18 protein-coding genes are annotated in these 24,339 nt (G+C 67.3%); 16 read left to right on the top strand and 2 right to left on the bottom strand.

Features of this window, described 5'->3' with window-relative positions:
* Nucleotides 1–17: 17 nt before the first annotated feature.
* Nucleotides 18–3,353, bottom strand: coding sequence for a bifunctional lysylphosphatidylglycerol synthetase/lysine--tRNA ligase LysX (lysX, locus tag N415_RS04365; protein WP_161630271.1), 3,336 nt, complete (start codon nucleotides 3,351–3,353; stop codon nucleotides 18–20).
* Between the two features lie 405 nt (nucleotides 3,354–3,758).
* Here lysX and infC point away from each other — a divergent pair, with 405 nt between their 5' ends.
* The 5 genes from infC (at nucleotide 3,759) to N415_RS04340 (ending at nucleotide 6,745) form a co-directional block, all read left to right on the top strand.
* Nucleotides 3,759–4,367 (top strand): translation initiation factor IF-3, encoded by a 609-nt coding sequence (gene infC, locus N415_RS04360; RefSeq protein ID WP_081665070.1) that lies wholly within the window; start codon nucleotides 3,759–3,761, stop codon nucleotides 4,365–4,367.
* Between the two features lie 73 nt (nucleotides 4,368–4,440).
* Nucleotides 4,441–4,635: a 50S ribosomal protein L35 gene (rpmI, locus tag N415_RS04355; RefSeq protein ID WP_067012098.1), complete on the top strand. Its 195-nt coding sequence runs from the start codon at nucleotides 4,441–4,443 to the stop codon at nucleotides 4,633–4,635.
* A 58-nt stretch (nucleotides 4,636–4,693) separates the two neighbouring features.
* On the top strand, nucleotides 4,694–5,089 hold the full coding sequence (gene rplT / locus N415_RS04350) for a 50S ribosomal protein L20 (RefSeq protein ID WP_068111278.1): 396 nt from the start codon (nucleotides 4,694–4,696) through the stop codon (nucleotides 5,087–5,089).
* A 9-nt stretch (nucleotides 5,090–5,098) separates the two neighbouring features.
* On the top strand, nucleotides 5,099–5,884 hold the full coding sequence (locus tag N415_RS04345; RefSeq protein ID WP_068177539.1) for an RNA methyltransferase: 786 nt from the start codon (nucleotides 5,099–5,101) through the stop codon (nucleotides 5,882–5,884).
* Between the two features lie 171 nt (nucleotides 5,885–6,055).
* Complete coding sequence (locus N415_RS04340; protein ID WP_239645445.1) at nucleotides 6,056–6,745, top strand: PE family protein; 690 nt, start codon at nucleotides 6,056–6,058, stop codon at nucleotides 6,743–6,745.
* Nucleotides 6,746–6,758: 13 nt separating this feature from the next.
* On the opposite strand, the gene N415_RS04335 is transcribed toward N415_RS04340, so the two are convergent.
* Nucleotides 6,759–7,817 carry an oxygenase MpaB family protein gene (locus N415_RS04335; RefSeq protein WP_068177531.1) on the bottom strand — a complete coding sequence of 353 codons (1,059 nt, stop codon included), beginning with the start codon at nucleotides 7,815–7,817 and terminating at the stop codon, nucleotides 6,759–6,761.
* 244 nt (nucleotides 7,818–8,061) lie between these two features.
* Here N415_RS04335 and N415_RS04330 point away from each other — a divergent pair, with 244 nt between their 5' ends.
* From N415_RS04330 to N415_RS33180, 11 genes are all read left to right on the top strand, one after another.
* The gene (locus N415_RS04330) at nucleotides 8,062–8,964 is read left to right on the top strand and encodes a PE family protein (protein WP_068177529.1); all 903 of its coding nucleotides are present in this window, start codon (nucleotides 8,062–8,064) and stop codon (nucleotides 8,962–8,964) included.
* 190 nt (nucleotides 8,965–9,154) lie between these two features.
* Nucleotides 9,155–10,006, top strand: coding sequence for an adenylate/guanylate cyclase domain-containing protein (locus tag N415_RS04325; protein WP_239645448.1), 852 nt, complete (start codon nucleotides 9,155–9,157; stop codon nucleotides 10,004–10,006).
* Nucleotides 10,007–10,024: 18 nt separating this feature from the next.
* Nucleotides 10,025–10,831 carry a rhomboid-like protein gene (locus N415_RS04320; protein WP_068177715.1) on the top strand — a complete coding sequence of 269 codons (807 nt, stop codon included), beginning with the start codon at nucleotides 10,025–10,027 and terminating at the stop codon, nucleotides 10,829–10,831.
* 124 nt (nucleotides 10,832–10,955) lie between these two features.
* The gene (gene pheS / locus N415_RS04315; protein ID WP_068177527.1) at nucleotides 10,956–11,999 is read left to right on the top strand and encodes a phenylalanine--tRNA ligase subunit alpha; all 1,044 of its coding nucleotides are present in this window, start codon (nucleotides 10,956–10,958) and stop codon (nucleotides 11,997–11,999) included.
* Nucleotides 11,999–14,485 carry a phenylalanine--tRNA ligase subunit beta gene (gene pheT, locus N415_RS04310; protein WP_068177525.1) on the top strand — a complete coding sequence of 829 codons (2,487 nt, stop codon included), beginning with the start codon at nucleotides 11,999–12,001 and terminating at the stop codon, nucleotides 14,483–14,485. Before pheS ends, pheT begins: the two co-directional genes overlap by 1 nt.
* Nucleotides 14,486–14,622: 137 nt before the next feature.
* Complete coding sequence (locus N415_RS04305) at nucleotides 14,623–16,014, top strand: PE family protein (protein WP_068177523.1); 1,392 nt, start codon at nucleotides 14,623–14,625, stop codon at nucleotides 16,012–16,014.
* Between the two features lie 280 nt (nucleotides 16,015–16,294).
* Nucleotides 16,295–17,845, top strand: coding sequence for a PE family protein (locus N415_RS33190; protein ID WP_068177522.1), 1,551 nt, complete (start codon nucleotides 16,295–16,297; stop codon nucleotides 17,843–17,845).
* 345 nt (nucleotides 17,846–18,190) lie between these two features.
* The gene (locus tag N415_RS04295; RefSeq protein ID WP_081665069.1) at nucleotides 18,191–19,717 is read left to right on the top strand and encodes a PE family protein; all 1,527 of its coding nucleotides are present in this window, start codon (nucleotides 18,191–18,193) and stop codon (nucleotides 19,715–19,717) included.
* Nucleotides 19,718–20,072: 355 nt separating this feature from the next.
* Nucleotides 20,073–21,104, top strand: coding sequence for a PE family protein (locus N415_RS33185; RefSeq protein WP_068177713.1), 1,032 nt, complete (start codon nucleotides 20,073–20,075; stop codon nucleotides 21,102–21,104).
* Between the two features lie 288 nt (nucleotides 21,105–21,392).
* Nucleotides 21,393–22,808, top strand: a complete 1,416-nt coding sequence (locus N415_RS04285) for a PE family protein (protein WP_068177520.1) — start codon at nucleotides 21,393–21,395, stop codon at nucleotides 22,806–22,808.
* A 608-nt stretch (nucleotides 22,809–23,416) separates the two neighbouring features.
* A partial coding sequence (locus N415_RS33180) for a PE family protein (RefSeq protein ID WP_152531238.1) occupies nucleotides 23,417–24,339 on the top strand: 923 nt, incomplete at its 3' end.

Here is a 24,339-nt window from a genome sequence, read left to right as displayed (position 1 = left end):
GCAGTGGCAGGCCGGGGCTAATGCGGCTTGGCCAGCGGGAACGGCAGGGTTTCGCGGATGCTGCGGCCGGTTATGAGCATGACGAGCCGATCGATGCCCATACCGAGTCCGCCGGTGGGTGGCATCGCGTACTCCATGGCTTGCAGGAAGTCCTCGTCGAGCTCCATCGCTTCGGGATCCCCGCCGGCGGCCAACAGCGACTGCTCCTGCAGGCGGCGCCGCTGCTCCACCGGGTCGGTCAGCTCGCTGTAGGCGGTCCCCAGCTCGACGCCCCACGCCACCAGGTCCCACCGCTCGGCAACACCGCGCTGACTGCGGTGCGGCCGGGTCAGCGGAGACACTGAGCTGGGGAAGTCGATGTAGAACGTCGGTTGCTCGGTCCTGTCCTCCACCAGGTGCTCGTAGAGCTCCAGCACCACCGCGCCGGAATCCCAATGCGCCCGATACGGAATGTGCAGGGCGTCGGACATCCTGCGCAGGGCGGCCAGTGAGGTGTCGGGATCGATGTGCTCGCCCAGCGCCTCCGATACCGCGCCGTACACGGTCTTCACCGCCCATGTGCCGGAGATGTCGACCGGTTCGAGGCGGCCGTCGCTCCCCGCCCGGGGACGCAGCACGGTCTGCTCGCCGTTGGCGGCCTGCGCGGCGTTCTGAATGAGCTCCCGGCAGCCGTCGATCCACACCTTGTAATCCGCGTGCGCCTGGTAGGCCTCCAGCAGCGTGAACTCCGGGTTGTGGCTGAAGTCGACGCCCTCGTTGCGGAACGCCCGGCCCAGCTCGAACACCCGCTCCACGCCGCCGACGCACAGCCGCTTCAGATACAGCTCCGGCGCGATGCGCAGGAACAGGTCCATGTCGTAGGTGTTGATGTGGGTGACGAACGGCCGGGCGGTGGCCCCGCCGTGGATCTGCTGCAGGATCGGCGTCTCGACCTCGATGAACCCCTTGGCGAACAGGGTTTCCCGAACCGAGCGCAACACCTCGCTGCGGGCCCTGATCAGCTCGCGCGACTCCGGGTTGACCGCCAGGTCGACGTAGCGGGTCCGCACCCGCGCCTCGGGATCGGTCAGCCCCTTCCACTTATTCGGCAACGGGCGCAGGCACTTACCGATCATCCGCCAGTCGCGCACGATCAACGAGCGGGTCCCCTTTTTGGAAAAGCCCATGTGCCCGGACATCTCGACCAGATCACCGAGATCGATGGCCGCGGTGAAATCGGCGGTACGGCCGCGTCCGAGATGCGAATTGTCCAGCAGCACTTGCATTTCGCCCGACCAGTCGCGCACCTGGGCGAACAGCACGCCGCCGTAGTCGCGGATCCGCAGGATGCGGCCGGCCACCGACACGTCCTCCTGATCGTCGGCGTCCAACGCGGCGGCGATCGAGTGGCTGGGCGGGCACCCCACCGGGTAGGCGTCAACCCCGTTGCGCTGCAATATCTTCAGCTTGGCCAGGCGCACCCGTACCTGCTCGGGCAGGCGCAACCTCGACTCCTCGGCCTCGGCCGCCTTGACCCCGCGTTGCAGGCCGCTCACGTCGGGCGTCGACCCGTCGTGATGCAGCAGCCCGGACTCCGCCAGCCTGGCCGGTACCGCGGGATGGTGCCCGGTGTGCACCTTCTCCCGCCGGCTGAACGGCAGGACGAGGAAACCCTCCGCGATCACCGAGGCAACGCCGACCCGCGGAATCAGCCGGGCGTCTTCGTAACACGCGTACCGGGGAACCCACTCGGGCTGGTACTTCATGTTCGAGCGGTACAGCGTCTCGAGCTGCCACCACCGCGAAAAGAACAACAGGAACCCGCGCCACAACCGGGCGATGGGCCCGGCGCCGAGCTGGGCGCCCTGTTCGAACGCCGAGCGGAACATCGCAAAGTTCAGTGAAATGCGAATGATGCCAAGGGCTTCGGCGTTCAGCGCGAGCTCGCTGACCATGAGTTCGATGGTGCCGTTGGGGGATTGCGGGGAACGCCGCATGAGGTCCAGGGAGACGCCGGTGCTTCCCCACGGGACCAGCGACAGCATCGCGACCACCCGACCCTCGCGATCGATGGCTTCGACCAGCAGGCAGTCGCCGTCGGCCGGGTCGCCGAGCCGGCCCAGCGCCATCGAAAAGCCACGCTCGGTTTGGGTGTCGCGCCACGCGTCGGCGCGCGAGATCGTTTCGGCCATCTCGTCGGCGGAGATGTCGCGGTGTCGCCGGATGCGTACCGTCAGCCCCGCCCTGCGCGCCCGGGTCACCGCCTGGCGCACCCCGCGCATGTCGGGGCCGGACAGCTTGTAGTCGGACGTCCGCAGGATCGCCTCGTCGCCCAGCTCGAGGGCGTTGAGCCCGGCCTCCCGGAACGCCTGGGCCCCTTGCGAACTGGCGCCCATCACACCCGGCGCCCAGCCGTAGGTCTGGCATAACCCCAACCACGCGTCGATCGCCTGCGGCCACGCCCTCGGGTCACCGATCGGGTCACCGCTGGCCAAACAGACCCCGATCTCGACCCGGTAGGTGATGGCCGCCCGGCCGCTCGGGGCGAACACCACCGACTTGTCGCGGCGGGTGGCGAAATATCCGAGGGAGTCCTGTTTGCCGTAGAGCTCGAGCAGCCCGCGGATCGCGGACTCGTCCTCGCCCGTCAGCGCGTTGTCGGCACGCTGGGACTGGAACAGCACGATCGTCGCCGCGATCAGCGCGAGCGCTCCGAACAACCCGAAGATCGCGTTGAGCAGAACGTGCGGCCGGCCGGTGAACGCGTCGGGATCGACGATGGAGAACCCGACCACCCGGTTGACGACGTACCAAAAGCGCGAATCGGGCGCCAGGGTGCCCGGCCACATCTCGACCAAGCCCCAGGACGCCAGGATTCCGATTACGAGCCCGGTGACCAGGACCGCGGCCGCCTTGAACAGCGCGGCCTTGCGCACCTTGGCCCAGAACTGCCGATAGGACAGGACCAGCAGCACGATCGCGACGATGTGCACGGCGAAGCCGAGGTTCTCCCCGAACGACTCGGCCGCCGTGTTGTCGCCCGCGGCGATGTCGGCGGCGTTCAAAGCGGCGGCCAGGACCATGTTGCCGAGCAGCAACACCCAGGCGATGCGTTTGCGTGCCGTAAGGGCGGCGGCCAGCAGGGCCAGCACGAACGACCACGCGATGCTGGTGTCGGGGAAGTTGAACAGGTAGTCGTTGATGAACTCCCGTGGGACCTTGATCAGCCACCGGATCAGCGGCGACACGCTCGCGATCAGGGACACCGTGGCGATGACGCCGACGGTCCAGCCCGCCGCCGCCGGTACCCAGCGATACCGGGAGTTCGGCTGGCTGCCCGAACGCGGGCCGAAGCGGGACGTAGCGAGAGTCACAGACCGCGAGGATATGCCGTCAAGCCGTGAAAATCCTGGCGAAGCGCCAAGGGAGGCGGGCAGCAATTGGTCGGGATGCGACGCGCGCCGGATGCCCGTCCGGCCGCAGACGTGCAGGAAGACGCGTCATGGCTGCTAAACTATCGATTGCGACCATCCCGGTGAACGCCGGGGACAGTTAAGTGGAGTCCCACTCCCACCGTTGGCCACGAGTTTTCTCAAGGTTCAGCGGTCCGGTCACAGGCATCGTGAATGCCTGTTCCGCGTGCAGCGCGGGCGGCTGGAGCACTTCCAGCGGCGATCGGTCGGCATTGGGCCCTGCTTGTGCAGGGCCTTTTTGCTGATGGTGTGGTTTTCCACCGCTGCGGCCGCCACAAGGAGAAGAAGCCCAACAAGGGAGGCCCCATCAGCACTGAGACCCGCGTCAACGAGCGCATCCGCGTACCTGAAGTTCGACTGATCGGACCCGGGGGAGAGCAGGTAGGCATAGTGCGCATCGAGGACGCACTGCGCGTCGCCGCGGACGCCGATCTCGACCTCGTCGAAGTTGCCCCGAACGCCAGACCTCCGGTCTGCAAGATCATGGATTACGGCAAGTTCAAATACGAGGCGGCGCAAAAGGCGCGCGAATCCCGCCGGAACCAGCAGCAGACCGTCGTCAAAGAGCAAAAGCTGCGACCGAAAATCGACGATCACGATTACGAGACCAAGAAGGGTCACGTAATCCGCTTCCTGGAGGCGGGATCGAAGGTCAAGGTCACCATCATGTTTCGCGGACGTGAGCAGTCGCGGCCCGAGCTGGGCTACCGATTGCTGCAGCGCCTGGGCGCGGACGTCGCCGACTACGGATTCGTCGAAACGTCCGCCAAGCAGGACGGCCGCAACATGACGATGGTGCTGGCACCGCACCGCGGCGCCAAGACCCGCGCGCGGGCGCGCCACCCAGAAGCACCGGGGGGAGGCGCGGCACCGGACACCGATGCGGGAGCCGACGCCACCCCGTCGCCCAACTGACCTGACACGAACGAGTACCAGCCAGTACCGAAGGTGCTGAGAAGTACTGAAAAGTACTGAAAGTAGAGGAAACATGCCCAAGGCCAAGACCCACAGCGGGTCGTCGAAGCGGTTCCGGCGCACCGGCACCGGGAAGATCCTGCGACAGAAAGCCAACCGCCGGCACCTGCTGGAGCACAAGCCGTCGACCCGGACCCGACGGCTGGACGGCCGCACCACGGTGTCGGCCAACGACACCAAGCGCGTCAACAAGCTGCTCAACGGCTAGTCAGCCGGCACCCGACCATTTAGAACCATTTACTGCCAGAACGAGAGTAGGAACATCCATGGCACGCGTGAAGCGGGCGGTCAACGCCCAGAAGAAGAGGCGCAGCGTCTTAAAGGCCTCGAAGGGCTATCGCGGCCAGCGGTCCCGGCTCTATCGCAAAGCCAAAGAGCAGCAGCTGCATTCGCTGAACTACGCCTACCGCGACCGTCGTGCGCGTAAGGGCGAGTTCCGCAAGTTGTGGATCTCGCGGATCAACGCGGCTGCACGCGCCAACGACATCACCTACAACCGCCTGATCCAGGGCCTGAAGGCCGCCGGCGTCGAGGTGGACCGCAAGAACCTCGCCGACATCGCGATCACCGATCCGGCTGCGTTCACCGCGCTGGTCGACGTCGCCCGGGCGGCGCTGCCCGAGGATGTCAACGCCCCCTCGGATTCCGGAGAGGCCGCCTAACTGCCGGCGATGCCGGCACCGCTCACCGAACGCTCGGCCAGGGTGGCCGCGGCGGTCAAATTGCATCGGCATGTCGGGCGTCGCCGGGCGGGACGGTTCCTCGCCGAGGGGCCGAACCTGGTCGGGGCCGCGGCCGCACGCGGGCTGGTCCGTGACGTGTTCGTCACCGAACTCGCCGCGCAGCAGCACGCGGGGCTGCTTGCCGAGCAGCAATGCCCGGTCCACCTGGTCACGGAGCGCGCCGCAAAGGCGTTGTCCGACACGGTCACCCCGACGGGGCTGGTGGCGGTTTGCGACATGCCGGTGAGCTCGCTCGAGGACGCGCTGACGGATTCGCCGCGGCTGGTCGCTGTTCCCGTCGAGATCGGTGAGCCGGGCAACGCGGGCACCCTGATTCGCATCGCCGACGCGATGGGCGCGGGGGCGGTAGTGCTCGGCGGGCACAGCGTCGACCCGTACAACGGCAAGTGCCTGCGCGCGTCGGCCGGCAGCATCTTCTCGATCCCGGTCGTCTCCGCGCCCGACGCCGTCGGCGCGGTCGCCGCGTTGCGCGCCGCCGGGTTGCAAGTGCTGGCCACGACGGTGGACGGCGAGACCCGGCTCGACGAGGCGGACCTCGCCGCGCCGACGGCCTGGCTGTTCGGAGCCGAATCACACGGCTTGTCGGCCGAGCTCGCGGCGGCGGCGGACCGCCGCGTACGCATCCCGATGGCAGGCGGCGCCGAAAGCCTCAACGTGGCCGCCGCGGCGGCCATCTGCCTGTACCAGAGCGCCCGGGCGCTCGACCGCCTTTAAGTCACTTCCAGCAAACTGTGCCGTTGGCATCCGGGGATTGGTTGCGAAAAGTTTGCCAATAACACTTTCCGGTGCTCGCGGCCTGCTAGGCTTTGCGTCTCGTCGCTAGTCCGGCGGTCTGCGTAGCGACAGTCTCGACGGCAGGGAGGCACGACAATGTCATTGCTGAACGTGACGCCCGACATCGTGGCGGCGGCAAGCGGAAACTTACAGAATTTGGGTTCTGAGCTGCGTGAAGCGAGCGCGGCGGCGGCGAGCCAGACCACCTCGGTCGCTGCTCCCGCCGCCGACGAGGTGTCGGCCGCAATCACGGCGCTGCTTGGTTCGCACGCGCAGCAATTTCAAGCCATAAATGCGCAGGCGTCGGCTTTTCACGAGGAGTTCGTGAACGGGCTCAGTGGCGCCGCGGCCCAATATGCGAGCACCGAACTGACCAACGCTCAGCAAACGTTGGCGGGCGTCGGGAACGCGCCGGCCGCGGCTCTGCCGGCGGCTGTCACCCTCCCCGGTCTCAACCAGACCTTCAACGTCGGTCCCTTCGGCATCTCGCTGAATGCGACGGCCGTTTCCTTCGGCACCGGCGGAGTGCTGGGTATCGCGAATGGCAGCGTCGCCCTGAACACCCCATTCGGTGCCGTGCCGTTGCTGTCGGCCGCCGGGACCGAAGGCGTCGCCCCCAACGGGCAGTTCTTCTTATCCGTGGGCCAAGCCCTTCCGTATTTTTCCTACGGGACATCGGTGACCGGGACGTTATTGCCCGCGATCTCGATCACCGGGGTGACCGTCGACATCAGCCATCTGCAGCTTTCGTTCCCGGGGACCTACTTCGGCGGCCTGCTTCCCAACGCTTCGATCCAGTAGCCGCCCGGCCTGCTCAGGCCGCCCTGGGCCGCCGGCCCCGCGCGGGTCGCAACCCGGTCAGCGAGAGCGTGCCGTGCACGAACGATCCCGCGCGCTCCATCAGGAACTTGGCGGGCTCGAGCGGCGTACGGGGGGCGAAACGCGATCGCGGCGGAAAGTAGTGCATCGGCAGCCCGCGGCGGTCGCGCGGCGGTGCCATGAACGCCGGCGCCTCCACCAGCGGCGCGTCGGTAGGTAGCCGGCCCTCGGCGCGGCGATAGGCGGCCAGCGCGCGCGGGTGCAGCCGGATCTCGTCGGGAACGGCCAGGAAGGCCAACTCGACGAGCTTCCCGAACACCCGCAGCAGCACCTCGTCGCCCGGCGTCCAGTGCATGCCCGCCTTCTCGCGCACCGCCGGCTCGAACAGTCCCGTCGCGATCCAGCGCTGACCGGCCACCAGCGGCCTGAACAACTGGTCCCAGATCGGCGTCGGCATCAGCACGAACTTGGGCTTGGGAATGCGGATCTTGAAGATGTCCAGCGTCGCCTGATTGATTTCCAGCTCCTCGCGACACACCCGATCCCAGTACTCCAGAAACTCTTCCCACGATCGAGGCACCGGTCGCATGCTCATGCCGTACATGCGGTACCACTGCACGTGCTCGTCGAAGAGCTGTCGCTTCTCGGCTTCGGTCAGGCCCCCGCAGAAGTACTCGGCCACCTTGATGATGAGCATGAAAAACGTGGCGTGCGCCCAATAGAACGTCTCGGGGTTGAGCGCGTGGTAGCGGCGCCCCGCGCCGTCGACGCCCTTGATGGTGCGGTGATAGCTCTTGATTTGCTGACCGGTCTGGGCCGCACGGTCGCCGTCGTAGACCACGCCCATGATCGGATAGACCGAGCGCGCCACTCGCTGCAGCGGCTCGCGCAACAGGATGGAATGCTCCTCGACGCCCGCACCCAGTTCCGGATACATGTTCTGGATCGCGCCGATCCAGACGCCCATCATTCCGGTGCGGAGGTCACCGAAGTACTTCCAGGTGAGCGAGTCGGGTCCGAGGGGATCCGCGGATGTCGTTGGTATGGCAGTCATCTCGGCCTCCTGGGCTCACGATAACTTTGACAACGCACGTTGTCTACGATTTGGCAGGCCGGCGGCGCCGTTGTTACGCAGTTTCCGCGCCGGCGTGGCGGCGTCGTGATACGGACGTTTGCCGAGGTGCGCGTTTGGGTACGTGGTCGCCTGTCGACCGGAGGTGAGGCCAGCGTCGGCCCCGCGCCAGTACACTCAGTGCTCGATTTCGTGACCGCGGTCGCGAGTCCAAGGGGGACCGACTATGTCTTTTCTCAGCGTGGTGCCGGATATCGTCTCGGCGGCGGCCGGGGACCTGGAGGGCATCGGCTTGGTGCTGGACTCCGCCAGCGCGGTGGCGGCTGGCCCCACCACCGTGATCGCGCCCGCGGCTCAGGACGAGCTGTCGATTGCGATCGCGGGACTGTTCGGCGACGTTGGCCAGGAATTTCAGGCGCTCAGCGCTGAATCGCGGGCCTTCTATGACCGGTTCGTGGGCGCCTTGACCACCACCGCCGGCATGTATGTCGGCACCGAGGCCGCGAACGCCCAGCAGACCTTGCTGAACGCGGTGAATGGACCCATCGAGGCGTTGTCCACTGGCGGCGGCTTGGGCGCCCTGACCGGCGCCCTGGAATCCAGCGGCACGGGCCTGCTCAGCGGTTTGGTCGGGGTAGAGATCGCCATTCCCATCATCAATACGCTCACCCCGCTCGGTCCGGTGGTGCTGACGCTGTATGGGGAAGGATCGCTACTGGGAGTCACCATTACCTCAGGAACCCTCCAGGTGGGCGCGCCGCTCGCGCTGGCCGTTGATGCGGTAGGCGCGCCGATCAACGGGGTAGCCGCGCTCAACGCCAGCGGCGCGGCATTTGTCGGCGCGGTTCAGACCGGGAACCCGGTGGCCGCCCTTACCGCACTCGTCACCGCTCCCGCGAACGTCGGCAGCGGGTTCCTCTACGGCCAGCAATCCGTGACGATCACCCAGGCGGCGCCGTCGGGTTCGGGATATTCGACGGGGTCGGTGACCATTCCCTTCGGAGGGCTGTTAGCCCCGCTCCAGCCCGTTACGTTCAGCCTCACCTCGACTGACGGGACGGTGACTTCCTTCCCGTTGAGCGGCACTGAGTTCGGTGGCCTCCTCGCCGGCATCATGAGCGCCGTCTAACCTCAGTGCCTCTCGGGGTGGCGACGGTGGAATCGCCAGACCGACGTTCCCTGCGAGATGTGACACACAGCGGTGACCGTCATTGCCCGCTTCTCCTGACAGCACCTAACCTGGCCAAGTGGAACTCGCGCCGCGCGATCCGGACCCGGGCGAGGCCTCGGAGACCGATCTGAAGACCGATCGCGAAGCGGTGGCGACGGCGCCCCCGGCTTCGGAGCGGCGGTCTCCTGCGCGCTGGCTGCACTCCACGAATCACAGCCCAGGTGTGGTGTCGTTTCTGCGACGGGCGCGACGGCTGTTGCCGGGAGATCCGGAATTCGGCGACCCGTTGTCCACCGCCGGCGACGGCGGCCCCCGGGCCGCGGCCCGCGCCGCCGACCGTTTGCTGGGCGATCGAGACGCGGCGTCGCGCGAGCTCAGCCTCGGTGTGTTGCAGGTGTGGCAGGCGCTGACCGAGACCGTTTCCCGACGACCGGCAAACCCCGAGGTCACCCTGGTCTTCACCGACCTGGTCGGCTTCTCGACATGGTCGCTGCAAGCGGGCGACGAGGCGGCGCTCACCCTGCTGCGACGGGTGGCACGGGCGGTCGAGCCGCCGTTGCTTGACGCTGGGGGCCACATCGTCAAGCGAATGGGCGACGGGCTCATGGCCGTGTTCCGCGATCCGACGGTCGCCTTGCGGGCATCGCTGGCCGCGAACGAGGCGCTGAAATCGGTTGAGGTGGCGGGTTACACGCCACGGATGCGGGTGGGGATCCACACCGGCCGGCCGCAGCGGATGGCCGCGGACTGGCTCGGCGTCGATGTGAACGTCGCCGCTCGAGTTATGGAACGCGCCACCAAAGGTGGAATCATGGTGTCGAGCTCGACGTTAGACCAGATACCGCAGACCGAGCTGGACGCGTTGGGCATCGTCGCCAAGCGTGCACGTAAGCCCGTATTCGCGGGTAAGCCCGCCGGCGTCCCCGCTGACCTGGGGATATATCGCCTCAAGACTCTTAAGGAGTTAACAGCCTTTGATCACACTTCCGAAACAAATTAGCCCACATAATGGATGGCAATGATTGGGGGCATCTTCTCCCGGCTTGCCCGGGTTCGGTTCACCGTGGGGTATGTGGCGGCGCTGCTCGCCATCAGCTGCGCGCTCATCGCGCTCGGCCCGCACGCGCATGACGTGCTCGTCCAGCGAGCCAGCACCAACCTGCACAACCTGGCCCACGGCCACGTGGGGACTCTGTTGGGCAGCGCGCTGGTCGTCGACGCCGGACCGCTGTACTTCTGGTTGCCCTTCCTGACCTGCCTGCTCGCGCTCGCCGAGCTGCACCTGCGCACCATCCGGCTGGTGGTGGCGTTCCTGGTTGGCCACATCGGCGCCACCCTGCTGGTGGCCGCCGCCCTCGCCGCCGCAGTCGAGTTCGGCTGGATGCCGGTGTCGATCACCCGGGCCAGCGATGTCGGGATGAGCTACGGCGCCCTGGCGGTGCTCGGAGCGATGACGGCGGTGATCCCCGCGCGGTGGCGCGCGGCATGGGTCGGTTGGTGGGTCGCGGCGGGCCTGGCCTCGGCGATCATCGGCGGCGATTTCACCGACGCGGGCCACACCGCGGCCGTGGTGCTGGGCGTGCTGGTGTCCGCCCGGTTCCGGCAGCCGATCCACTGGACGCCGACGCGGCTCGTGATGCTTGCGGCGTCCTCGGGCTTTGGTTTCCTGATCCTGGCGCACCACTGGGGCACGATGGCCGCTGCGCCGGTGTTCGGGGTGCTGGGCGCGCTGGCGGCCCACAAGGCCTATCGATTCGTCACCGGACGCGGTGTGGTGCCGGTTCTGCCGGTTGACGCCGCTCCGCAGCCGGTCGCAACCGGCTAATCACCCGCCGGCCAACGGCCCGGCACGCACCGAGCGTCGCGCACCGAATCACCTATGATCGGCACTTGCGCTGGGCGCATGCCGGCGCGTTCAACAGCCTCGTCAGCAAGGAGAGTGCCGTCGCGTGGGCGATCAACCCGTCGACCTGTCGCCGGAAGCGTTGGCCGAGGCGGTCTCGGCCGCCCGCCACGCCATCGCGGGCGCCGACGATCTGGACGCGCTGGCGCGGGTCAAGACCGAGCACCTCGGGGACCGCTCGCCGCTGGCGCTGGCGCGCCAGGCGCTGGGCGGCGTCCCCAAGGACGAGCGCGCCGACGCGGGCAAGCGCGTCAACACCGCGCGCGGCGAGGTCCAACGCAGCTACGACGAACGGCTGGCGGAACTGCGAGCCGAGCGCGACGCCGCGGTCCTGGTCGCCGAGGGCATCGACGTCACGTTGCCGTCGACCCGACAGCCACCCGGTGCCCGGCACCCGATCACGATCTTGGCCGAGCACATCGCCGATACCTTCATCGCGATGGGATGGGAGCTGGCCGAGGGACCCGAGGTCGAAACCGAGCAGTTCAACTTCGACGCCCTGAATTTCCCGGCCGACCACCCCGCCCGCAGCGAACAGGACACCTTCTACGTCGCGCCCGAGGATTCCCGCCAGCTGCTGCGCACCCACACGTCGCCGGTCCAGGTCCGCACGCTCTTGGAACGGGAGCTGCCCGTCTACATCATCTCGATCGGCCGCACGTTCCGCACCGACGAGCTCGACGCCACCCACACGCCTGTCTTCCACCAGGTCGAGGGCCTGGCGGTGGACCGCGGCCTGTCGATGGCGCACCTGCGCGGGACGCTGGACGCGTTCGCGCGCGCCGAGTTCGGGCCCACCGCGCGCACCCGGATCCGGCCGCACTTCTTCCCGTTCACCGAACCGTCCGCCGAGGTCGACGTGTGGTTCGCCAACAAGAAGGGCGGCGCGGACTGGGTGGAGTGGGGTGGCTGCGGAATGGTGCATCCAAACGTGTTGCGCGCCGCCGGAATTGACCCCGACGTCTACTCCGGCTTCGCGTTCGGCATGGGCCTGGAACGCACCCTGCAATTCCGCAACGGGATCCCGGACATGCGTGACATGGTCGAGGGCGACGTCCGGTTTTCGCTGCCGTTCGGGGTGGGTGCCTGATGCGCGTCCCCTTGAGCTGGCTCCGCGAGGTCGTGACGGCCGGCGCCCCGGGCTGGGACGCGACGCCCGCCGACATCGAGCAGACCCTGGTGCGCATCGGCCACGAGGTCGAAGAGGTCGTCACCCTGGGCCCGGTCGACGGCCCGCTGACGGTCGGGCGCGTCACCTCCATCGAAGAGCTCACCGAGTTCAAGAAGCCCATCCGCGCCTGCCTGGTGGACGTCGGCGAGGACAAGCCACGCGAGATCGTCTGCGGGGCAACCAACTTCGCGGTCGGCGATCTGGTGGTGGTGGCGTTGCCCGGCACCACGCTGCCGGGCGGCTTTGCCATCACGGCTCGCAAGACCTACGGCCGCAGCTCCGACGGCATGATCTGCTCGGCCGCCGAACTCGGCATGGGCGCAGACCATTCCGGGATCCTGGTGCTGCCACCCGAAACCGCCGCGCCGGGCGCCTCGGGCGCCGATGTGCTCGGCCTCGACGACGTCGTTTTCCACCTGGCGATCACTCCCGACCGCGGCTACTGCATGTCGGTGCGGGGGGTGGCGCGCGAGATCGCGTGCGCCTACGACCTCAACTTCGTCGACCCGGCCGACATCAAACCGCTGCCGGTCGAGGGGGAGGCGTGGCCGCTCACGGTGGACCCGGAGACGGGCGTGCGCCGGTTCGCCCTGCGCCCGGTCACCGGGATCGACCCGACCGCCGTGTCGCCGTGGTGGCTGCAGCGCCGGCTGCTGCTGGCCGGCATCCGCGCGACGTCGCCCGCGGTGGACGTCACCAACTACGTGATGCTCGAGCTCGGCCACCCCATGCACGCGCACGACCGCAATCGCATCACCGGGGGCCTCGCGGTGCGGTTCGCCCGGCCCGGCGAGACCGTCGTCACGCTGGACGACATCGAGCGGCGGCTCGATCCGGCCGACGTTCTCATTGTCGACGACAAGGCGACCGCGGCGATCGGCGGCGTCATGGGCGCGGCCACCACCGAGGTGCGCGACGACTCCACCGACGTGCTGCTGGAGGCGGCCGTGTGGGACCCGGCCGGGGTGTCGCGCACCCAACGACGGCTCCACCTGCCCAGCGAGGCGGCCCGCCGTTACGAGCGCTCCGTCGACCCGGCCATCTCGGTCGCCGCCCTGGACCGGTGCGCTGCGCTGCTCGCCGAGATCGCCGGGGGAGCGGTGTCGCCGACGCTGACCGATTGGCGGGGCGATCCGCCGCGCGAGGACTGGTCGCTCCCACCGATCCGGATCAGCGTCGGCCTGCCGGACCGCATAGCCGGGGTGGCCTACGGCCCGGGCACGACGGCCCGGCGCCTCACCCAGATCGGCGCGGCGGTGGCCGAAAACGACGACATCCTGATCGTGACGCCGCCGAGTTGGCGCCCTGACCTGTTGCAGCCCGCCGACCTCGTCGAGGAGGTCATGCGGCTGGAGGGGCTGGAAGTCATTCCGTCGGTGCTGCCGGCGGCGCCCTCGGGGCGGGGCCTCACCGCGGCGCAGAAGCGGCGCCGCGCGATCGGCAAGTCGCTGGCCCAATCCGGTTACGTGGAGATCCTGCCGACGCCGTTCTTGCCCGCCGGCATCTTCGACCTGTGGGGCCTGCCCGCCGACGACCCGCGGCGCGCGACCACCCATGTGCTCAACCCGCTGGAAGCCGACCGCCCGGCGCTGGCCACCACGCTGCTGCCGGCGCTGCTGGAAGCCTTGGGACGCAACGTATCTCGCGGCATCGTCGACGCCGCGCTGTTCGCCCTGGCGCAGGTTGTTCAGCCGACCGACGAGACCCGCGGCGTCGAGCTCATCCCGGTCGACCGTCGGCCCACCGACGCCGAGATCGCGATGCTGGACGCATCCCTGCCGCGACAACCGCAGCACGTCGCCGCGGTGCTGACCGGCCTGCGTGAACCGCGCGGCCCCTGGGGCCCCGGCCGCCGGGTGGAAGCCGCGGACGCGTTCGAGGCGGTGCGAATCGTGGCCCGCGCCAGTGGGATTGACGTTCGCTTGCGGGCGGCCCAGCACCTGCCGTGGCATCCGGGCCGGTGCGCCGAGGTGCTCGTCGAGGAGACGTGCGTGGGTTATGCGGGGCAGCTACATCCCGCCGTGATCGAGCGCTCCGCGCTGCCCAAGGGCACCTGCGCGATGGAGCTGAACCTCGACGCGATCCCCATCGTCGACGTGCTGCCGGCGCCGCGGGTGTCGCCGTTTCCCGCCGTGTTCCAGGACGTCAGCCTGGTGGTGGCCGCGCACGTGCCCGCCCAGGCGGTGGCGGACGCCGTTCGCGAGGGGGCCGGCGAACTGCTCGAAGACCTGCAGCTGTTCGACGTGTTCACCGGTCCGCAGATCGGCGAGGACCGCAAATCCCTGACCTTCGCCCTGCGCTTCCGGGCGCCGGATCGCACGCTGACCGAGGACGACGCGAGCGCGGCCCGCGACGCCGCCGTGCGACGCGCCGCCGAGGTGGTCGGCGCCGAACTGCGCGCCTGAGACCGGCGCCCGCGGATCTACGACCCCCTCGCGCGGTTTTCTACGCCATTTGGCCGATGGTCTTCGTCGGCCGACGCCGAAAAGTTCTTACTTGCAAGTAAGAACTGGTGATCGGGCAAACAGTCGAGGGGATCGGTATGTCGTTTGTGAGCGTGGCGCCGGAGCTGCTACAGGGAGCCGCAGAACAGTTGGCGGGTGTTGGATCGTCGCTGGCCGAGGCCACCGCGACCGCGACGGGTCCCACCACCGAGATCGCCGCCGCCGCCGGCGACGAGGTGTCGGTCGCGATCGCCGCGATGTTCGGGAACGCCGGGCAGGAATTCCAGGCGATGAGCGCACAGGCCAAGGCCTTTCACTCGGAGTTCGTCTCGTTGATGAACGCCGGAGCGGGCGCCTATGCGAGTGCGGAGGCGGCCAACGTCGAGCAAGTCCTGCTGGACTTCGGTGCCACCGTCGCGGCCCCTTATCAGGCGTTGGTCGCGAACACGGCGAACAACCTGCAAAGCCTCGGCAGCGCCGTCAGCGTGAACCCCGCGCCGCTCCTGAACCAGTTCCTCAGCAACCAACTCGGGTATGGCCAGACCGTCGCGACGGGATTCCAGAGCGCGGTGGCGAACCTGCCCGCCGAGCTGGCCAATCTGCCGGCGAACATCTCGGCGCTCTCGGCGATCAACCCGGTGTCCCTCGCGCAGCAGCTCGTCAACCAACAAATCGGCTACGCCCAGTTGATCGCCACCTCGCTGCAGAACGCCGGCAACGATTTCGTGGCCGGTTTGACCGCGCTGCCGGTGAACCTGCAGACCGGTCTTCAAACCATCATGTCCGGTGACGTCACCGGAGGGCTGCTGCAAGTCGGCGGCGCCTTTTTGGCCCCCGTCTTCACCGACCTCAACGTCACCATGGACCCCGTCACCGGGCTCCTTGATATCGTGCCCGGCGGCGCGTTGGGGGACCTGCTACCCGTCCTTGGCATCCCCGCGCAGATGGCGCAGAACTTCACGAATCTGCTTCCGGCCGGGACGATTCCGGCAACGGTGGCGCAGCACGCGACCAATCTGTTCACGACGCTGACGGATGTGTCCCAGACGCTGGATCTCAACACCGGAAACCTGCACATCGGGTTGCCGGTGGTGCTCGCGCTTGACGCGCTGGGCCCGCCGATCACCACGCTGCAGGCGGTCGGATCGAGTGCGAGCGCGTTCATCGGCGCGGTGCAAACCGGCGACGGGCTGGGGGCGGTCGCCGCAGTGATCGATGCCCCCGCCGTCATCGCCAACGGCTTCCTCAACGGCCAGGCAGCACTGCCGCTGCCTTCCCTGCTCGGCGGTCCCGGCGGTATCGAGACGATCACCGCGATCCCGGTCGGCGGGGTCCTCACGCCCCTGCAGTTCGCCTCGCTCAGCATCCCGGCGCTGGGGCCGGGATCCATCACGCTGAGCGGCACAGCCTTCGGGGGGATCCTCCCAGGCCTGCTGGTCTTCCTTCCCGAAACCCTCGCGCAGGCGATCGGCGCACCGCCGCTCGGATAACCGCGCGGCTACCCTGAGCTGCGGTGTTTGGGCGCACCGCGTCCGAAACGGTTCGCAAGCGTAACCATTTTCGGGAAATCCGTGCGCGCGTATTGACAAAAGGCGACGCCTTATTAGACTCACGTCTGTCTTGCTTACCCGTGGGTAAGTTTACTGCTCGGTAAGCGACAGCAAGAACAGTCGAGGGGGGCCTCGCGCACGTCCGTGCGCGAGGCCTTATTCGGCTGTGTCCATGTGGGTGACCACTGGTCATCGTCCAGTGGCCGAGGAGAGGGTGGATATGTCATTTGTGATCGCAACGCCGGATTTGGTCCAGAGCGCGGCCACCGATTTGGCGGGTATCCGTTCGTCCCTGGTCGAGGCGGCAGCGACCGCGGCGGCTCCCACGACCGGGATCGTGACCGCGGCCCAGGACGAGGTTTCGCTTGCGATCGCATCGATGTTCGGCAACTTCGGCGAGCAATTCCAGGCGGTCAGCGCGCAGGCGCACGCCTTTCATCAGCAGTTCGTGTCATTGATGAATGCCGGCGCGGGTGCCTACGCCAGCACCGAGGCCGCGAACGCCGCGCAGACGGTGCTGGGCGGCGGGATCGAGCAGGGCCTCGGTGGGGTCGCCGGGGAGATTCAGTCTGGCGCGCAAGCGATTTCGAACGCGATCGCCAGCTCGCCGATTGGTTTGGGTTCGCTCCCGACGGGCGGGGCGTCCGCGCTGATGAGCGGAATCGGATCGTTCGGCGCCACGGTGGCCGCGCCCTACCAGGCGCTGGTCTCGAATACCGTCACCAACCTGCAGGCCATCGGCAACACGGTGGTGAGCAATCCGTTCCCTTTCCTGCACCAACTCGTCAATAACCAGATCTTCTACGGCCAGACGATCGCGACCGGAATTCAAAACCTGCCCGCCACGTTGGCGAACTTGCCGGCGACGATTCAGACTGCGCTGCAAGGCCTTTCGACGGTCAATCCGGGTGCAGTGCTACAGCAGCTGATCAGCAACCAGATCGGCTACGCGCAGACCGTCGTCACGGGTCTGCAAAGCGCCGCCCATGATCTCGTCACCGGAATCCAAGCCCTGCCGGGGGGCTTCCAGACGGCCGCCCAGGATCTCCTCGCCGGGGACAACGGTGGCGCATACGGCGCCATCAACCAAGCCCTCATCAACGCCTTCCTCCCGGGCTTCAACGGCGTTCAGGTTGGGTCGGATGGATCGACGCTCGTTACCGATATCGTGCCGATAGGTCCGTTGGGGGACTTGGCGCCCATCGTGGCCATTCCCGGACAGATGGCGCAGAACGTCGCCAATCTGTTCCCCGCCGGAAGCGTTCCGGCGCAAATTGCGCAGCACGCGACGAATCTGATCAGCGCATTCACCAACCTGGGGACGACGCTGACCATCTCGAACACGGCCGAGCTGAGCTTTGGGATCCCGCTGCAGCTGATCTTGGACGGGATCGGCGGGCCAGCGAATGCGCTCAGCGCGCTCAACTCGACCGGCGCGGCGCTGGTCGGCGCGGCGCAGGCCGGGAACGCGTCGGCGTTCGCCGCCACCTTCCTGGACGCCCCGGCCGTCGTCGCCAACGCCTTCCTCAACGGCACCACTGTCGTGACGTTGCCCCCGGCGACCGTCTCGCTGCTCGGCCTTTCCCTCCCCTCAACGACCTACTTGACTCTCGGCGGGATTCTCGCTCCGCTCACTACCCCCGAGGTCTTGGTTGATCTGGATGGATTCCCGTTGCAGCTCGAACTCACAGGGGGAACCCCGATCGGTGGGCTGATTCCCGGGCTGCTTAGCTTCCCCGCCCAGCTGGCGGCGGACATCGCCGCTACCTGATCGGCCGTCACCATTTGTTGAGGGGCGGGGCGTCGGAGTTGGCCGGCGTCCCGCCCTTCGTCGCGTCCGACGGGCCTCTCGAGCTGCGGATTTGGTGCGTCACCCCGAAAACATCGCAAACCGTAGCGAAAGCTGTGAAAACGCAAATTGTCTTTTTCGTTGCGGCCGGGGGCTTATTAGGCTCGTGTCTGTCAAGGGTTACTGCCGGGTAAGTTCCCGGCCGGTAACCGGCAGCGAATGACTCACGTGGGTTTCGCGCCGCGCCGGCGCGGGGTCCTCGTTGGTCTCGTACTGAATATCGGATGACCACCGGTCATCCTGCTAGTGCCCGAGGAGAGGGTGGAGATGTCGTTTGTGATCGCAACGCCGGACCTGGTGCAGAGCGCGGCCCAGGATCTCGCCGGTATTCGTTCGTCGCTTGCGGAGGCCGCGGCGTCGGCGGCCGGTCGCACTACCGGGATCGCCACGGCCGCTCAGGACGAGGTATCGGTCGCGATCGCATCGATGTTCGGCAACTTCGGCCAGGAATTTCAGGCGCTGACCGCCCAGGCGCAGGCCTTTCATCAGCAGTTCGTCTCCTTGATGAACGCGGGGGCGGGCGCCTACGCGAGTGCAGAGGCCGCCAACGCCGCCCAGGTCGTCGGTGGCGAGATTCAGTCTGGCGCGCAAGCGATTTCGAACGCGATCGCCAGCTCGCCCATCGGTCTGGGTTCGCTCCCCACGGGTGGCGCCTCCGCGGCGATCACCGGCCTCAACTCGTTCGGCGCTGCCGTGGCCGCGCCGTACCAGGCGCTGGTCTCGAACACGGTCACCAACCTGCAGGCGATCGGAAGCACCTTCACCGCCAACCCGTTCCCGTTCCTGCACCAGCTCGCCAACAACCAGATCGGCTACGCGCAAACGATCGGTTCGTCGATCGTGACCGGTATCCAAAACCTGCCCGCCGAGCTGGCCAGCTTGCCGGCGGCCGTCCAGACCGGCATCCAGGGCCTGTCGACGCTGAACCCCGGTGCGCTGCTGCAGCAATTGGTCACCAACCAGATCGGCTACGCCCAGACCGTCGTCACGGGGCTGCAGAATGCCGGCACCGACCTCGTCACCGGGCTGAACGGCTTGCCTGCCAGCTTCCAGGCGGCAGGTCAGGCCCTCGCCGGCGGCGACATCCAGGGCGCGGTGACCGCCGTCGCGCAGGGCTTGGAAAACGTTGTGCTGCCCGGTTTCCAGCCCCTCAGTTTCGACATCGGCCAGCTCGGGTCGCCCACCGCGACGCTCCTTCCGGTCACACCGCTCGGACCGCTGGGAGACCTCGCACCGATCCTCGCCATCCCCGGACAGATGGCGCAGAACGTCGCCAACCTGTTCCCCCCGGGGTCCATCCCCGCGCAGATGGCGCAGAACTTCGCCAACGTGGTCGAGACGCTCACCAACTTCGGGGCGACGTTCAATCCCGCGGACCTCGGCATCACCTTCGGCTTGCCCTTGCAGTTCCTCCTGGACGCGATCGGCGCGCCGGCCAACGCCTTGAGCGCGCTGAATTCCAGTGCGCTCGCGTTCGTCACGGCGGTGCAGACGGGCGACCCGTTGGGGGCGGCGGCCGCGCTGATCGGTACCCCGGGCGCCGTTGCGAACGGCTTCCTGAATGGCCAAACGTTCATCAGCCTGCCGACGCTGCCCGTCACGGTGACGGTTGCCGGCCAGCCGCTCTTGACCCTCAACTCGGTGGCCGAGGTTCCCTTGGGTGGGCTCCTCACTCCGCTCAGCCCCATTCAGCTTGGCGGGGGTGGTGGCCCGCTTCCGGGCACTCAAATCGGTGGCCTCATCCCGGGCCTGCTGAGCTTCGGGTCGCAACTCGCGGCGGTCATCACCCCCTGACGTCGCCGTCGCGAGCCGGCCTTTCGGCGGTATAGCCGCACTAAAACCGCCGCTTCTCGGCGTGGTGACTGGGGCGCGACTAAGCCCACGTTCATCTCGATGGCCCTCGGGCGACCGTCGGATGAAGCGATGGGGGACCGGACTGCTGGTCTACGCGCCCCAGCAACTCGCCCTGGCGATCACCCCCGCTGGATAGGCGCCGCTCGGCGCGGGTGGGCGCTTCGTGGCGAAATCGTGATGCCACAGGTGCCACGAAAATGCGCAATTTCCTCCGCTCGCACAGTGGTCCCTTTAACCTCATGTTCATCTTGGTCACCATCCGGTGATCCTCCTGATGAGCCGATGGGAGACGGCGATGTCGTTTGTCATTGCGCAGCCGGAATTGGTGCAGGCGGCGGCCCAGAACCTGGCCGGAATCCGATCAGCGCTCATCGAGGCGAGCGCCGCCGCCGCCGGCCCGACGACCGGGGTGGTGGCTGCGGCCCAGGATGAGGTGTCGGGCGCAGTCGCGGCGCTGTTCGACAGCATCGGCCAGGAGTACCAAGCCATCAACGCGCAAGCTCAGGCGTTTCACGCCCAGTTCGTCAACCTGATGAACGCCGGCGCGGAGGCTTACCTCAGCACGGAAGCGGCGAATGCGGAGCAGGCCCTGGCGAGCGCAGTGAACGCTCCGGCGCAGGGGCTGATCGGAGGAGGTGCGGCCGCGGCGACCAGCGACGCGCTCGGAATCGCGGGCCCGTACGAAACCCTTGCCGCGAACACGGCTGCCAACCTGCAGGGCATTGGCAACACCTGGACCACGGTCACTGCGCCCGCCGTGTTCAAGGCGATGAGCACCTACACCAACCCGCAGCTGATCCTCGGGGCGTTGCAGACCGGCAACCCGCTGCCCGTCCTGGGCACGGGCGGGCAGTTCGCGCTGGGCTCCGCCAACCTTTTCCGCGACCTGATCGTTCCCGCCTCGCTGACCGTGACGTCCGTTAATCCGCCATCGTTTGCCGTCGGCCTGGGACTCCCGGAGTTGCTGGCTTTTGACGCATTGGGCGCGCCGGTCAACGCCGGCCTCGCGGCATCACTAAGCGGCGCAGCGTTTCTCGAGGCCGTTGGCACGGGCAACCCACTGGCGGCGTTCACCGCGTTCGTCGACGCCCCCGCCAACATCGCCAACGCTTTCCTCAACGGCGAGCAGACGCTACCTGTAATGCTGGCGCCTGGCCTGACGGCCGACGTTCCGTTCTCCGGGCTCCTCGTGCCCGTGCAACCGTTTACGACGACGGCATCGCTCCTCGGGACTTCGATCAGCGTCAGCGGCCCGCCCGTCGGCGGAATCGTTCCCGCCCTCCTGGACTACACGCCCCAACTGCTTGCGTCCTCCTTCGGCGGTTAATTGACGCGCCTGCTGGCGCCTGTAGAGCGCTTCGCGCGTGGCGTGCTCGTCGTCGTCAAGATCGCCACCCCAAGATCGAAGCTCGGTTCCCGGATTATGTTGTCGCGGGGATAGTTTCGGACATTCCGAGTTGCGTTGACGCCGCGCTCCAGCGGTCACCCGCCTGAGCCGACCGAGAGATTCGAATCAATCCTCGGTTTCCCCGAGCAAATCAAAACTTGCTATTCAACTCGTGTTTACTTCGGCGTTCACCGGGTAGTCGCTGCCGGTGAATCGAGGTGGCAGGACATGTCGTTTGTAATCGCGGCGCCGGAGGCAGTTGAGGCGGCGGCAGAGGATTTGGCGGGTATTCGGGCCTCGTTGGTCGAAGTGACGGGACTCGTTGCGGGCCCCACGACGGCGATAGTGCCCGCCGCGGCGGACGAGACATCGGCCGTCGTCTCCGCGATGTTCGCCAAGGTCGGGCAGGAATTTCAAGCGCTCAGCGCCCAGTCCCAGGCGTTTCATGCCGAGTTCGTCAGATTGTTGACCAAGAGCGCGGGCGCCTATGCCGGAGCCGAGCTCGCCAACGCCGAACAGGCTGTGGCGAACGTGGTCACCAGGCCCGCCGAGGTAGGGGCCGGCGCTGCCCAGGCCGTCAGCGCAGCCGGGCTGCTTGGTGGGATCCTCGGGAGCGGGTCCCCGAGCGGCTCGCTTCTTGACGGTTTGGGCTCGCTCGGGGGCGTCTTGGGCCCCCTGGGAAACCTGGGCTCGCTTGGAAACAACCTGGGCACCCTGCTGACGAGCGCGCTTCCCGGGTTGCCGACGACGCTGGCTGGCCTGGCGAATCCCCTTACCGGCGTAGCCAATTCGGTACTTCCCGGGCTGATCAACATCCAAGCTAGCTCCGGCCCCTACTTCACCGGCATCGCGGGACCATACGAAGCGCTCGTCTACAACACGGCGAACAACCTGCAGAGCCTGGTGGGTGGTTGGTTGGCCGATCCATTTCCGTTCCTGCGTCAGGTCGTCGCCAACCAGATGAGCTACGGCCAGACTATTGCGACAGCACTGCAGACCGGCGACTTCCAGCCCGTGGCGGCCATACCCGGTCATATCGCCCAGAACGTCGCCAATGTCGTTGGGACGCTGACCAATACCGGCGTCACGTCATCACTGGTGGTGCAGTCGCTCACGATCCCCACCGACGTGACACTGGACAACGCCGTCGGGCTGCCGTTGGTGTTCGCGGCCAGCCTGATGGGCCCGCCCGCCGCCACGATCGATGCGGCCGCCTACAGCGCGGGAACGTTCGCGACGGCCGTGCAGACCGGCAACGCCCCCGCGGCATTCGCGGCACTCGTCGATGCACCCGCCTTCATCGTCAACGGCTTCCTCAACGGGCAGGCGACATATCCTTACGCGCTCAACCTATCCAGTCTCACTGGGCCCGCCATCGGGAGCATCGCCAACGTCACCGTGGTCGCCGACTTCCCGCTCGACGGAATACTTCATGCGCCCGGCTACTACCCGGTGACGGCGACGGTCACGCTTCTCGACAACTCTGTTCTGCCTCCGATCGACGTCAGCATCGGGGCCGGCAGCACACCCTTCAGCGGGTTGCTGCCCTTCCTGGTGAATTACCTGCCGCAACAGCTCGCCCAGGCTGTCGGCGCGCCCGCGTCGCCTCCGCCGCTGATCTCAATAACTCTCCCAACCTTCTAGTTCGGGTGGGTCCCAGGACGGGCGTCGACGGAAAGTCCTTGTCAATCCTGACTTTTCGGTACGCGGATACCAATTTGGTCTACCGTGACATGCGGCAGCCCGGCTTACCCCTGCTGGGGCTCTCGCGGGTCCTAACCGCTCGAACGGATAATTCGCGTGCCTGCGTTCAGCCAGTCGTCGCGACGAGCGGTTGCGGAAACAGCTTGTCATTCACTTGTTTCCGGTACGCGAATACCAATAATGGATAAAATTACGTTGCGATGTTTAAAACACGCACAGTCCGGAAACCTCCTTATTCGCCACATGCCAAACGTGGTCACCTGCAGCCCAAATGCAACGACGAGGGAGGCCCAACGGACTGAAATTTGTTCAATAGCAAGGGCTTTGTACCTTAAGTATCGCGACCGCCGCGCCTACGGTATGCTGAGTCTCGTTCGGACCAAACAACGGGGGCATTCGGGTCGCGCCGAATCGTAAATACGCGCGCCAGACTCGGTTGAAAACAATCATTTTCGAATGTGCTTGTGTGGCACACCATTACGCTCGCCTTGCCTCGATAATTCGGGCTTACAAACGTATATGTCGTTCATTCGCGTGGGGAGATGAACATGTCTTTCGTCGTTGCAGTTCCCGATCTCGTCGAGGTGGCAGCCCAAGATCTTGCGGGTATTCGCGCGTCCCTGGATGAGGTCACCCAGGCGATAGTCGCCCCGACCACCAGCTTGGCGCCAGCGGCGGGCGACGAGGTATCGGCCGCCATCGCCGCGCTTTTCGGCAACTTCGGGCAGGAGTACCAAGCGCTGAGCGCCCAGGCGGCGGCGTTCCACAACGCGTTCGTCAACACGTTGGGCGGGGGGGCGGCCGCGTATGCGGCAGCGGAGGTCGCCAACAGCGCCGCGGTGCTCTCGGGCGGCGGGAACCTGGCCGCCGAGATCGGCGGCGCGATATCCGGTTTGGGTGCCGCGATTAGCGGGTCACTGTCGGCCGGCTTGACCAGCAGCCTGGGAGCCTCGCTTGGCGGCACCATCGAAACGCTCCTCGGCGCCGGGCTCAGCGGAATCGCTTTCCAGACCGGTGGCCTGTTCCTGTCGGGTCTCGGCAACGGGCTGGTCCAAACCGGCAACGCCATCGTCCAGGCCGGGGTCGCCCTTGAAAATGCGGGCGCGGCCCTGTCGGCCATGGGTGGTCCGCTCATTGCTCAGGCCAACGCCGCGCTTCAAGCGCTGCTGAACGCCAACTTCGCTCTTGACCTCAACGCGGCCTTGTCGGCCAGCCTGGGTGGCAGCCTAAATGGCTTGGCCGCCAACCTCGCCGCTGGAATTAACGGACTGGGCAATTTGGCCGGCAACCTCGGGGCGAGTCTCAACGGGGCGCTTCAGACCGGTGAGACGCTGGCGGCGAACTTCTTTGCGTCGCTGCCGGGTCTGCCCGCGCTGACGATCCCGAACCTGGGTGCGGACATCAACGCGGCGTTGAATGCGGTGTTGTCCGGGGCGTTGACGCTGCCGCCGATCAACCTGTCGTTGCCGGG

The sequence above is a fragment of the Mycobacterium sp. UM_CSW genome (genome assembly GCF_000455205.1).
Classification (GTDB): domain Bacteria; phylum Actinomycetota; class Actinomycetes; order Mycobacteriales; family Mycobacteriaceae; genus Mycobacterium.
The sequence above is the reverse complement of the archived record's forward strand: the minus strand, read 5'-3'. Positions and strand labels throughout refer to the sequence as shown.

Excerpts from the sequence above, each read along its gene's own strand:
- rplT (WP_068111278.1), top strand. The coding sequence starts at position 4,694 with ATGGCACGCGTGAAGCGGGCGGTCAACGCCCAGAAGAAGAGGCGCAGC.
- rpmI (WP_067012098.1), top strand. The coding sequence starts at position 4,441 with ATGCCCAAGGCCAAGACCCACAGCGGGTCGTCGAAGCGGTTCCGGCGC.
- N415_RS33185 (WP_068177713.1), top strand. The coding sequence starts at position 20,073 with ATGTCGTTTGTCATTGCGCAGCCGGAATTGGTGCAGGCGGCGGCCCAG.
- pheT (WP_068177525.1), top strand. The coding sequence starts at position 11,999 with ATGCGCGTCCCCTTGAGCTGGCTCCGCGAGGTCGTGACGGCCGGCGCC.
- N415_RS04330 (WP_068177529.1), top strand. The coding sequence starts at position 8,062 with ATGTCTTTTCTCAGCGTGGTGCCGGATATCGTCTCGGCGGCGGCCGGG.
- N415_RS04320 (WP_068177715.1), top strand. The coding sequence starts at position 10,025 with ATGATTGGGGGCATCTTCTCCCGGCTTGCCCGGGTTCGGTTCACCGTG.
- N415_RS04295 (WP_081665069.1), top strand. The coding sequence starts at position 18,191 with ATGTCGTTTGTGATCGCAACGCCGGACCTGGTGCAGAGCGCGGCCCAG.
- N415_RS33190 (WP_068177522.1), top strand. The coding sequence starts at position 16,295 with ATGTCATTTGTGATCGCAACGCCGGATTTGGTCCAGAGCGCGGCCACC.
- N415_RS04345 (WP_068177539.1), top strand. The coding sequence starts at position 5,099 with ATGCCGGCACCGCTCACCGAACGCTCGGCCAGGGTGGCCGCGGCGGTC.
- N415_RS04305 (WP_068177523.1), top strand. The coding sequence starts at position 14,623 with ATGTCGTTTGTGAGCGTGGCGCCGGAGCTGCTACAGGGAGCCGCAGAA.
- N415_RS04335 (WP_068177531.1), bottom strand. The coding sequence starts at position 7,817 with ATGACTGCCATACCAACGACATCCGCGGATCCCCTCGGACCCGACTCG.
- N415_RS04285 (WP_068177520.1), top strand. The coding sequence starts at position 21,393 with ATGTCGTTTGTAATCGCGGCGCCGGAGGCAGTTGAGGCGGCGGCAGAG.